Source organism: Amycolatopsis sp. NPDC004625, from assembly GCF_040609695.1.
Lineage (GTDB): Bacteria > Actinomycetota > Actinomycetes > Mycobacteriales > Pseudonocardiaceae > Amycolatopsis.
Window position 1 is genome coordinate 41,343 of sequence record NZ_JBEXKX010000052.1, and the last position, 11,295, is coordinate 52,637.

Below are 11,295 nucleotides of genomic sequence, written 5' to 3' on the forward strand. Positions count from 1 at the left end.
AGGGCCGCGCGACCTGCGGAAAGATCCAGCGCGTGGAAATCCTGACGCTGATGGGCGTGCTCGCGGGCTCGCTGGCGCTGACCGCGCTCGCCCGGCGCTACAACCTGTCCGCGCCGCTGCTGGTGGTGGTCGTCGCGCTCGCCGTCGCGCTGATCCCCGGGGTGCCGCGGTTCGAGCTGGAACCCGAGCTGGTGCTCACCGTGGTCCTGCCGCCGCTGCTGTACTCGACGTCGCTGGAAAGCTCGCTGACGCACTTCAAACGCGCACTCCGGCCGATCGTCGCGCTCGGCGTGGTGCTGGTCGCGGTGACCGCGGTGGTCGTCGCCCTCGTCGTGCACCTGCTGCTGCCGGACGTGCCGTTCGCGTCCGCGCTGGTCCTCGGCGCGGTCGTGGCGCCGCCGGACGCGGTGACCGCGGTCGCGATCGGGCGCAAGCTCGGCCTGCCGCGGCGGGTGATGACCGTGCTGACCGGCGAAAGCCTGGTCAACGACGCCGCCGCGCTGACGCTCTACAAGGTCGCGCTCGCCGCCGTCGCGGGCACGGCGGGCTCGGCCGGCCACGGCTTCGCGGTGTTCGGCGTCGCCACCGTGCTCGGCATCGGCGTCGGCCTCGCGATCGGCGCGCTCGTGGTGCTGATCCGGCGGCAGCTCGACGACCCGCTGGTGGAGTCGGCGTTCGGGATCATCGTGCCGTTCGCGGCGTACGTCACCGCCGAGCACCTGCACCCCTTCGGCGACGACTTCAGCGGGTCCGGCGTGCTCGCCGTCGTCGCGGCCGGCCTGCTGCTGGGCCACCGCGCGCTGTACGCGTCCCCCGCGACGCGCATGCAGGACAGGTCCGTGTGGGCGTCCATCGACGTCCTGCTGGAGGCCCTGGTGTTCGCGATGATGGGCCTGCAGCTGCCGTTCGTCCTGGAGGACGCGCAGCACGCGGCCCGCGACAACGGGACGCTCGCGCTGGTCGCGGTGGCCGTGCTCGCGGTGACGATGTTCGTGCGCGTCCCGGCGGTGTTCGTCTCGGCGTACCTGCCGCAGACGGTCCGGCTGTTCGGCCGCGACCGCGCGGCGCCGTCGTGGCGGACGCTGGCGGTCGTGTCCTGGACCGGCATGCGCGGGGTCGTGACGCTCGCCGCCGCGGCCGGTGTCCCGGCGGACGCCCCGGGCCGCGAGGAGATCCAGCTGTTCGCGTTCACGGTGGCCATCGGGACGGTGCTGATCCAGGGGCTGACGCTGCCGCCGCTGATCCGGCTGCTGAAGGTGGAGGACCCCGAGGAGGCGTCGCGGGACGAGGCCGAGGAGCTCGCCGCGCGTGAAGTCGCGAAGAAGGCCGCGCAGGACAGGCTGCGCGAGATCAGCCGCGAGCGGCTGGCTGCGCTGGACTTGCCGCAGGAGAAGGTCGACCGGCTCAAGGAACGGCTGCAGCGGTTGATCGATACGCGGTACCGGTTCGCGAAGGCCGCGATCACGTTGTCCGGCGAAGACCGGTCGGGCAGCCCGCAGGCGCAGTTCGCGAAGGCCCGGCGGGAGCTGCTGATCACCCAGCGCAAGGCGATGATCGAGGAGAACCGCGCGGGCCGGCTCGACGACGAAGTGCTGCGGAAGGTGTTGCGGGAGCTGGATTTGGAGGAGATGTCGGTGTCGGCGACTCTCACGAACCGCCTGAGCTGACGACCTCCCAGGTCCGCGGCCGCGCTTCGCTCGAGCCGCGCCATTGCTTCCCAGGAACTGAGAACCCGAGCGGGGGCCGCGGATCTCGCCCACTCTGTGGCGAAATACCGATCACCGAGGAGCGCCCCATGTCGCTGACCGACGTCATCGAAGGCACGCGCAAGGCCGTCGACGCCGACCCGCACAACGCTGCCGTCTCCTTCTCCGTTGCCAACACGCTCAAGCCCGGGACCCGGACCGAAGTCGAAGTGACCGTGCGGGACCACGCCTTCACCGTCGACGAGCCGGCTGCGCTCGGCGGGACCGATCAGGCCGCCAACCCGGTCGAGTACGCGCTCGCCGCCCTCGGGTCGTGCCAGGTCGTCACGTACCAGTTCTGGGCGGCGAAGCGCGGGATCCCGCTCGACTCGATCAAGGTCACCGTCGACGGCGACCTCGACCTGCACGGCTTCTTCGGCTTCTCCTTCAACACCCGCCCCGGTTTCGGGGACGTCCGGGTGTCCGTCGAACTCGAGGGGCCGGCCAGCCGGGAGCGCTACGAAGACCTCAAGCGCGAGGTCGACGAGCACTGCCCGGTGCTCGACCTGTTCCGCAACGAAACGCCCGTCAGCACCAAGCTGACCTAGACGACAGTGCCCTACACGAACGTGTGCCGCACGATCGTCTGGTCGCGGCCCGGGCCGACGCCGATCGCCGAGATCCGGGCGCCCGACAGTTCCTCCAGGCGCTCGACGTACGCGCGGGCGTTCGCCGGGAGCTCCTCGAACGTGCGGCAGCCCGAGATGTCCTCGAACCAGCCCGGGTGCTCTTCGTAGATCGGGATCGCGTGGTGCACGTCGGTCTGCGTCATCGGCATGTCCTGCGTGCGGAACCCGTCGACTTCGTAGCCGACGCACACCGGCACCTTCTCCAGGCCGGACAGCACGTCCAGCTTCGTGAGGAAGTAGTCGGTGATGCCGTTGACGCGCACCGCGTACCGCGCGATCACCGCGTCGAACCAGCCGGTGCGGCGCGAGCGGCCCGTCGTCACGCCGAACTCGCCGCCCTGCTTGCGCAGGTACTCGCCCGACTCGTCGTGCAGCTCGGTCGGGAACGGGCCCGAGCCGACGCGGGTGGTGTACGCCTTGAGGATGCCGAGCACGGTCGTGATGCGGCCCGGGCCGATGCCCGAGCCGGCGCTCGCGCCGCCGGACGTCGGGTTCGACGACGTCACGAACGGGTACGTGCCGTGGTCGACGTCCAGCAGCGTGCCCTGCGACCCCTCCAGCAGCACGGTTTCGCCGCGCTCCAGGGCCTGGTTGAGCTGCAGGCGCGTGTCCGCGATGCGGTGCGCGAACTTCTCGCCCGCCGCCAGCACCTCGTCGGCGACCTGGTCGGCGTCGAGCGCTTTGCGGTTGTAGACCTTCACCAGCACCTGGTTCTTGAACTCCAGCGCGGCTTCGACCTTCTGGCGGAAGATCTTCTCGTCCAGCAGGTCCTGCACGCGGACGCCGACCCGGGCGATCTTGTCCTGGTAGCACGGCCCGATGCCGCGGCCGGTGGTGCCGATCTTGCGGCTGCCCAGGTACCGCTCGGTGACTTTGTCGATGGCCACGTGGTACGGCATGATCAGGTGCGCGTCGGCCGAAATCAGCAGCTTGGACGTGTCGACGTCCCGCGCTTCCAGCCCCGACAGCTCCTCGAGCAGCACACCCGGGTCCACCACCACGCCGTTGCCGATGACGTTCGTCACGCCCGGGGTGAGGATGCCGGACGGGATGAGGTGCAGGGCGAAGTTCTCGCCGTTCGGCAGGACGACCGTGTGACCGGCGTTGTTGCCGCCCTGGTAGCGGACGACCCACTGGACGCGGTCACCCATCAGGTCGGTGGCCTTGCCCTTGCCTTCGTCTCCCCATTGGGCACCGATGAGCACGATGGCCGGCATGTGACACTCCAGGTGTTCGACGACTGAGGTTAAGTGTCCCGGACGGACACCGGTGGCGCTGCTAAATGCCGGTGCATGACTGTAACGGAGGACCCGCGGGTGCGCGGAATAGTGGTGGCCTGTGGCGACGAGGCGGCCGGCTTCGAGGAGGTCGACGACGTCGAGTCGATCCGCGTGCCGAGCCGTCCCGGCAAGGCGGAAATCGACCCCTTGCTGGGCGAACACGATCACCTGGTCGTGTCCGGCACGGACGCGGACCTGGCCGCGGTCGTGCTGCGGCTGCTGCGGAAGGACGCGGTCTCCGGCGTGTCGGTGGGGTTCGTGCCGTCGTCGCCGGACTCGTCCGTGGCCACGCTCTGGGGGCTGCCGAAAACGCCGCTGCAGGCGCTCGCGCTGGCGTTGCGCGGGGAGGTCGACCCGGTGCCGCTGATCCGCGACGACGTCGGCGGCGTGCTCGTGGGGCGCGGGCAGCTGCGGATGGTCCGCGGGGTGGCCTACGCCGACGAGCAGGTCGCGTTGCGCGGGCCCGCCGCGACCATCGAAGTGGTGCCGGACCCGGGCGGCCCCGGGATGGCCGTCCGCGTCGTGAAGGGCACCATCTTCAAGCGGCCGACGACGCTGTACTCGCGGGCGTTCCAGATCGGCTGCATCCCGACCCGGCCGGTGCGCGACGACGTCGTCTACGAGCGCGCGGTGAACAAGTGGACCTGGTACCGGCACACCGAGGACCTGCGGCTGGTCCGAGGCGCCGTTTGACGGACAGCAACTTGTCACCTATACGTGTTGTACGCGCCATTCCGGTGCCTCAGGGTTAGCTGTCCCCACTTCTGACCCGGAGGCAGCAAAATGCCAACCAGGCGTGCTGTTCGTCATTCGTTCACAGTCCTTGCCGTCACCGCGGTGCTGTCCGGCACGCTGGCCGGCGTCGCGGCCGCGACCCCGCCGGGCATCCCGTCGGCGACCACCGCGAAGTCCGAGCTCGCGACCCTCACCGTCAAGGCCGACGGTTCGCAGACCGGCTACAGCCGCGACAAGTTCCCGCACTGGATCGACCAGGGCAACAGCTGCAACACCCGCGAAGTGGTGCTGAAGCGCGACGGCACGAACGTGGTGACCGACTCCAGCTGCGCCGCGACCTCCGGCAAGTGGTTCAGCCCGTACGACGGCGCGACCTGGACGGCGGCGTCCGATGTGGACATCGACCACGTCGTCCCGCTCGCCGACGCGTGGCGCACCGGCGCGTCGTCGTGGACGACCGCGCAGCGCCAGGCGTACGCGAACGACCTCACCGACCCGCAGCTGATCGCCGTGACGGACAACGTCAACCAGGAGAAGGGCGACAAGTCGCCCGACGCGTGGAAGCCGCCGCTGGTCAGCTACTGGTGCACCTACGCGAAGATGTGGGTCGCGGTGAAGTACAAGTTCAAGCTGACGATCAACTCGGCGGAAAAGACGGCGCTGACGGACATGCTCGGCCGCTGCTGACCGCTGTCAAGGGCCGATCCCTGCGGTGCCAGGGAATGGGACCCGCGTTCGCCTGCTGAGACGGCCTTCAGCGCGTGGTTAGCGTCGGCGGTTGAAGACGCAGTCACTCCCGCTGGAGGCCGTCCGGTGTCCCTGCTTTCCCGCGCCCGCAACGCCGCGGCCCTGCTCGCCCTACCCGTCCTGCTGACCGCCTGCGCCGCCGCCGGCACCGAACAAGCCGCTTCCGGGCCGCCCAAGCCCGGTGGCACGCTGCGCCTGGGCATCTCGTCCGCGCCCGACTGCATCGACCCGCAGCAGGCCGCCACGAACGCGTCCATCAACGTCGGGCGCCAGCTCGTCGACTCGCTGACCGACCAGGACCCGCAGACCGGCGAGATCAAGCCGTGGCTGGCCGAAAAGTGGGAGATCAACGCCGGTTCGACGGCGTTCACCTTCCACCTGCGCTCCGGCGCGACCTTCTCCGACGGCAGCCCGGTCGACGCCGCCGCCGTGAAGACCAGCTTCGACGCCGTCAAGGCCCTCGGCACGAAAGCCCAGCTCGGCTACGGCTACTTGGCCGCATACCGGGGTTCGGCCGTCGTCGACCCGCAGACCGTGCGCCTCGACTTCTCCGCACCCAGCGCGCAGTTCCTGCAGGCCAGCTCGACGATGTCGCTCGGCGTCCTCGCGCCCGCCGCGTTCGAGAGCACGCCGGAACAACGCTGCCAGGGCACCGGCCTGATCGGCTCCGGGCCGTTCGTCTTCGAAAGCCTGAAGCAGAACCAGGAAATCGTCCTGGCCAAGCGGAAGGGCTACGCGTGGGGCTCGTCGCTGTTCAAGCACCAGGGCGAGGCATACCTCGACAAGATCGACTACAGGATCGTGCCCGAGCCCGGCGTCCGCACCGGCAGCCTCGCCTCCGGCCAGCTCGACGCGGCCACCGACATCCAGCCGGTCGACGAGCCGCAGTTCACCGGCAACGGGTTCGGCGAGAACATCCGGCCCAACCCCGGTGTCGTGTTCAACCTGCACGCGAACACCACCCGCGGCGTGCTCACCGACGAGAAGGTGCGCCAGGCCGTGCTCAAGGGCGTCGACCGCGCCGAAGTCGTGAACACCGTGCTGACGCCGAGCTACAAGGCGGCCACCAGCATCCTCGGGTCGGCGACGCCGCTGGTCAGCGACCTCTCGCCACAGCTCGCGTACGACCGGAAGGGGGCGGCCGCGCTGCTCGACGGCGACGGCTGGGTACCCGGGCCGGACGGGATCCGCACGAAGAACGGGCAGAAGCTGCGCGCGTCCGTCGTGTTCTCGCCGGTGTTCAACCAGAACCGCAGCGTGCTGGAGCTGATCCAGCAACAGCTGCGCAAGATCGGCTTCGACCTGGAGATCGAGCAGCACACGACGGCCGAGACCACGCAGATCCAGCTGTCCGGGAACTACGACTTCCTCTGGTACAACGTCACCCGCGCCGACCCGGACATCCTGCGCAGCCAGTTCTCCACCAAGGCCGGCAACCGCAGCAAGCTCACCCCGGGCAACCCCCTGGACGCGGCCCTGGACGCGCAGTCGTCCACTGTGGACAAGACGCTGCGCAAGCCGTCGGCCGACGGGGCGCAGAAGCTGATCGTCGAGCACGCCTACGCCGTCCCGGTGTTCGAGCTGACCCAGGTCGTCGCGCTGAGCTCGAAGGCGCACGCCGTCGACTTCGAGGCGTCGTCACGGCTGCAGCTGTTCGACGCGTGGCTGTCGTGAGGCGCTACCTGCTCCGCCGCGTCGGGCAGGCGGTGTTCGTGCTGTGGGCGGCGTTCACGCTGTCGTTCCTGATCCTCTACCTGCTGCCGGGTGACGCCGTTTCGGCGAAGCTCGCCGGCAGCGAGGCCGGGGCGTCGATGACGGCGGAGCAGGTCGCCGCGGCCCGCGCGGAGTACGGCCTCGACTCGCCACTGCCGGTGCAGTACCTGAACCGGCTGGTCGCGGCCCTGCACGGCGACTTCGGGCGCAGCGTCGCGACCGGCGACGACGCGACGCACATGGTCGTCACGGCGTTGCCGCCGACGCTCGCGGTGACCGGGCTGGCGCTGGTTCTCGCGGTGCTGTTCGGCGGCGGCTTGGCGTTCCTCGGCACGTTCACGACGTTCCGCTGGCTGCGACAGGCTTTGCTGTCCCTGCCGTCGCTGGCGATCTCGCTGCCGCCGTTCTGGGTCGGGCTGCTGCTGATCCAGTTCTTCTCGTTCCGGCTGCGCCTGCTGCCCGCGCTGGGCACGCAGGGGTTCGCCGCGCTGATCCTGCCATCGATCACCCTCGCGCTGCCGACCGGCGCGATCATCGGCCAGGTGCTGGCGAAGAGCCTGGCCACGCAGCAGGACCAGCCGTACGCGGAGATCGCCGCGGCCAAGGGGGCGAGCCGCTGGCGCGTCCACTTCGGACACCTGCTGCGCAACGCGGCCGTGCCGACGCTGACCGTCGCCGGGGTGGTGGCGGGCAACCTGGTCGCGGGGTCGGTGATCACCGAGACGGTGTTCTCGCGCGACGGCGTCGGCCGGATCACCGCGGCCGCCGTCACCGCGCAGGACGTGCCGGTGGTGCAGGCGGTGATCGTGCTGGCCGCGCTGGTGTTCGTGGTGCTCAACCTGGCCGTCGACCTGCTCTACCCGGTGCTCGACCCGCGCATCGCCCGCACCCCGGCGGTGGCCCGTGGCTGACCTCGCGCTGTCCAGGCGCCGCGTGCAGGTGGCGCCCGGCGTGCTGGTGGCGGTCGCCGTGCTGGCGTTCGTGCTGCTCGCGGCCTTCGGGCCGGCCCTGCTGACCGGGTACGACCCGATCAGCGGCGTCCCGAAGGAGCGGCTGCAGGGCCCGTCGCTGCGGCACCTGTTCGGCACCGACGAGACCGGCCGGGACGTCTACGCGCGGGTGATCCACGGTGCCGCGCTGTCCTTGCGGGCGACCGCGATCGCCGTGCTGGTGGCCCTGGTGGCCGGTTCGGCGCTCGGCCTGCTCGCCGGGTTCCGCGGCGGTTGGCTCGACACCGCGATCATGCGGGTCGTCGACGTCTTCCTGGCCATCCCGCCGATCCTGCTGTCGCTGGCCCTGGTCACGGCGCTGGGGTTCGGCACGACGAACGTCGCGATCGCCGTCGGCATCGCGAACCTGGCGTCCTTCGCGCGGGTCATGCGCGCGGAGGTGCTCCGCGTGCGCAACGGCGTGTTCGTCGAGGCCGCGCGGGCGTCCGGGGTGCGCTGGTCGGGCGTGCTGCTGCGGCACGTCCTGCCGAACGCGGCGGGCCCGGTGCTCGCGCTGGCGACGTTGACGCTCGGCACGGCGGTGCTCGAGGTGTCGGCGCTGAGCTTCCTCGGCTTCGGCGCGACGCCGCCGACGCCGGAGTGGGGCTCGCTGGTCGCGGGCGGGCGCAGTTTCCTGGCCACGGCCTGGTGGATGACGACGTTCCCGGGGCTGACGGTGGCGGCGGTGGTGCTGTCCGCGAACCGGCTGTCCCGCGCGCTGGACGGAGGAGACCGATGACCCTGCTGCGGATTTCGGACCTGGCCGTGTCGTACAAGGGGGTGCCGGCCGTGCGTGACGTCGGGTTCGACGTCGGCGCGGGCGAGGTGGTGGCCGTCGTGGGCGAGTCCGGTTCGGGCAAGTCGACCACGGCGCACGCGGCGATCGGCCTGCTCCCCCGCGGCGGCCGCGTCGACGGCGGGTCGATCACCTTCGACGGCCGGGACCTGCTTTCGTTGTCGTCCCGGCAGTGGCGCTCGGTACGCGGGCGCGAGATCGCGCTGGTGCCGCAGGACCCGGCGGTGTCGCTGAACCCGGTGCACCGGATCGGCGACCAGGTCGCGGAGGTGCTGCGGATCCACGGCCTCGCCGACCGGCGGACGGCCTCCGTGCAGGCGGTCGAGCTGCTCGCCCGGGCGGGTGTACCGTCTCCGGAGCTGCGCGCGCGGCAGTACCCGCACCAGCTGTCGGGCGGCTTGCGGCAGCGGGTCCTGATCGCGGCCGCGCTGGCCGGCCGGCCGAAGCTGATCATCGCGGACGAGCCGACGTCGGCGCTGGACGTCACCGTGCAGCGGCGGATCCTCGACCACCTGACGGCGTTGGCGCGCGACTCGGGCACGGCGATCCTGCTGATCACGCACGACCTCGGTGTCGCGGCTGACCGGGCGTCACGGATCGTGGTGCTGTCACAGGGCTCGGTGGTGGAGGAGGGCGCGTCGGTCGTCAGCGCGCCGACGCACGCGTACACGCGGCAGCTGCTCGCGGCGGCACCGAGCATGACGAGCGCTTCGCGTCCTCCGGCCCCACCGGCCGAACCCCTGGTTTCGGTGCGCGACCTGGCGAAGACGTTCGACGGCGGCATCCGCGCGGTCGACGGGGTGTCGTTCGACATCCCGCGCGGCCAGACCCTGGCGCTCGTCGGCGAGTCCGGCTCGGGCAAGTCGACGACGGCCCGGATGGTGCTGCGCCTGGAGACCCCGACGGCGGGCTCGGTGGTGTTCGACGGCCAGGACATCACGGCTCTGGGTGGCGCCGAGCTGCGACGGCTGCGGCGGCGGATGCAGATCGTGTACCAGAACCCGTATGCGTCGCTGAACCCGAGGTTTTCGATCGAGGACGTCGTGGCGGAACCGCTGCGGGCGTTCGGGCTGCCCCGCGATCGGGTCCCGTCGCTCCTGGATCAGGTGGCGTTGCCGGCGACGGTGGCCCGCCGCAAACCGGCCGAGCTGTCGGGCGGCCAGCGTCAGCGGGTGGCGATCGCGCGGGCTTTGGCGCTGCAGCCGGACTTGCTGGTGTGCGACGAACCGGTGTCGGCGCTGGACGTGTCGGTCCAGGCCCAGATCCTGCGGCTGCTGGCGGAGTTGCAGTCGTCGCTGGGGTTGTCGTATCTGTTCATCTCGCACGACCTGGCGGTGGTGCGGCAGCTGGCGGACCAGGTGGGCGTGCTGCGGGACGGCGTGCTGGTGGAACTGGGCGCGGCGGGGCAGGTGCTGGGCCAGCCGCGGGCGGAGTACACGAAGGAGCTGCTGGCGGCGATTCCGGGACGTTCGAAGCGCCTGACCAGTACGCTCGGGTGAGTGCGGATCCTCTTCACGTGCCGCCCGGCGTACGGCCACCTCTTCCCGCTGCTCCCGCTGGCCCACGCCGCGAAAGCCGCCGGGCACGACGTCGTCTTCGGTACCGGGGACGCCTTCGTCCCCTACGTGCGGAACCTCGGGTTCGAAGTCCACCGCGCCGGGATCGGCATCGGTGAGGCCGAAACCGAGGCCAAGCGGCGGCACGGCGAGGACGCCGGCTTCCTCGACGTCGGCATCACGATGTTCGCCGAGCTGCTGCCGCGTTCGCTGCTCGACGACCTCACGCCGCTCCTTCCGCAGCTGCGGCCCGGCCTCGTCGTCCACGAGATGAGCGACGTCGGCGCCGGGATCGCGGCCCGGCGCGCCGGGGTTCCCGCCGTCTCGGTGGTGATCGGGCGGTCGATGCCGCCGGACGTCCTGGCCGTCGCCGCCGAGCGGCTGCGGCCGCTGTGGGGTGCGCTGCCCGCCGATGCGCTGCTCGGCGACGCCTGCGTCGACGTCTGGCCCGACAGCGTCCGCGATCCCGGCACCGCCGAGGTGCCCACGGTCTTCCGGATGCGCCCGACGCCCTACGACCCCGACGTCCCGCTCCCGCCCCTTCCGGACGACGGCTTCGTCTACCTGACGCTCGGCACCGTCGTCTACGGCGCCACGCAGGTGCTGCGCGGGGCGATCCGCGCCCTGTCCGGCTTCGACGTGCTGGTGGCCCTCGGCCCGGGCGATCCCGCGGCCTTGGGCCCGCTGCCGGACCGCGTGCGGGCCACCGGGTTCGTCCCGCAGGCCGAGGTGCTCGAGCACGCCGGTCTGGTGGTGCACCACGGCGGCACGGGCACGACCCTCGCCGCCCTCGCCGCCGGGCTGCCGCAGCTGATCCTCCCCCAGGGGGCCGACCAGTTCGCCAACGCCGACACGCTGAGCTCGCTCGGCGCGGCCAAGGCGCTCGTCGGTGACGCGGTCCGGATCGACGCGATCGAGACCGCAGCCCACACCCTCCTGACCGACCCGAAACCCCGCGAAATCGCCCAGCGCGTCGCGCGGGAAATCGCCGGAATGCCCGCACCGGAGGCGGTGCTCCGCGAGCTGGTCGCCTGGGCCTCGTGAGTGGTAAGGCGCGTTCTAACGCGCCTTAACACAAACCAGCGCCACGGACAACCCCGCCACC

General features: G+C 71.3%; 10 protein-coding genes. 9 read left to right on the plus strand and 1 reads right to left on the minus strand.

Annotation, left to right across the window (positions count from 1 at the left end):
- The first annotated feature begins 32 nt into the window (after positions 1-32).
- Positions 33-1,667: a Na+/H+ antiporter gene (locus ABZW17_RS39135; RefSeq protein ID WP_354825657.1), complete on the plus strand. Its 1,635-nt coding sequence runs from the start codon at positions 33-35 to the stop codon at positions 1,665-1,667.
- A gap of 128 nt (positions 1,668-1,795) precedes the next feature.
- Positions 1,796-2,293, plus strand: coding sequence for an OsmC family protein (locus ABZW17_RS39140; RefSeq protein WP_354825660.1), 498 nt, complete (start codon positions 1,796-1,798; stop codon positions 2,291-2,293).
- Positions 2,294-2,304: 11 nt separating this feature from the next.
- On the opposite strand, the gene ABZW17_RS39145 is transcribed toward ABZW17_RS39140, so the two are convergent.
- Complete coding sequence (locus tag ABZW17_RS39145; RefSeq protein ID WP_354825662.1) at positions 2,305-3,591, minus strand: adenylosuccinate synthase; 1,287 nt, start codon at positions 3,589-3,591, stop codon at positions 2,305-2,307.
- A gap of 111 nt (positions 3,592-3,702) precedes the next feature.
- Between ABZW17_RS39145 and ABZW17_RS39150 the strand changes: the two genes are divergently transcribed.
- The 7 genes from ABZW17_RS39150 (at position 3,703) to ABZW17_RS39180 (ending at position 11,234) form a co-directional block, all read left to right on the plus strand.
- A complete protein-coding gene (locus ABZW17_RS39150; RefSeq protein WP_354825698.1) occupies positions 3,703-4,347 on the plus strand; it encodes a hypothetical protein in 645 nt (214 codons plus the stop codon).
- A gap of 90 nt (positions 4,348-4,437) precedes the next feature.
- Positions 4,438-5,076 carry an HNH endonuclease family protein gene (locus ABZW17_RS39155; protein WP_354825665.1) on the plus strand — a complete coding sequence of 213 codons (639 nt, stop codon included), beginning with the start codon at positions 4,438-4,440 and terminating at the stop codon, positions 5,074-5,076.
- A 126-nt stretch (positions 5,077-5,202) separates the two neighbouring features.
- The gene (locus ABZW17_RS39160) at positions 5,203-6,810 is read left to right on the plus strand and encodes an ABC transporter substrate-binding protein (protein ID WP_354825668.1); all 1,608 of its coding nucleotides are present in this window, start codon (positions 5,203-5,205) and stop codon (positions 6,808-6,810) included.
- Complete coding sequence (locus ABZW17_RS39165; protein ID WP_354825701.1) at positions 6,807-7,760, plus strand: ABC transporter permease; 954 nt, start codon at positions 6,807-6,809, stop codon at positions 7,758-7,760. The genes ABZW17_RS39160 and ABZW17_RS39165 overlap by 4 nt, the downstream gene beginning before the upstream one ends.
- Positions 7,753-8,577: an ABC transporter permease gene (locus ABZW17_RS39170; protein ID WP_354825671.1), complete on the plus strand. Its 825-nt coding sequence runs from the start codon at positions 7,753-7,755 to the stop codon at positions 8,575-8,577. Before ABZW17_RS39165 ends, ABZW17_RS39170 begins: the two co-directional genes overlap by 8 nt.
- Positions 8,574-10,133 (plus strand): ABC transporter ATP-binding protein, encoded by a 1,560-nt coding sequence (locus ABZW17_RS39175; RefSeq protein ID WP_354825674.1) that lies wholly within the window; start codon positions 8,574-8,576, stop codon positions 10,131-10,133. Before ABZW17_RS39170 ends, ABZW17_RS39175 begins: the two co-directional genes overlap by 4 nt.
- Positions 10,134-11,234 carry a glycosyltransferase gene (locus tag ABZW17_RS39180; RefSeq protein ID WP_354825677.1) on the plus strand — a complete coding sequence of 367 codons (1,101 nt, stop codon included), beginning with the start codon at positions 10,134-10,136 and terminating at the stop codon, positions 11,232-11,234.
- Positions 11,235-11,295 lie beyond the last annotated feature (61 nt).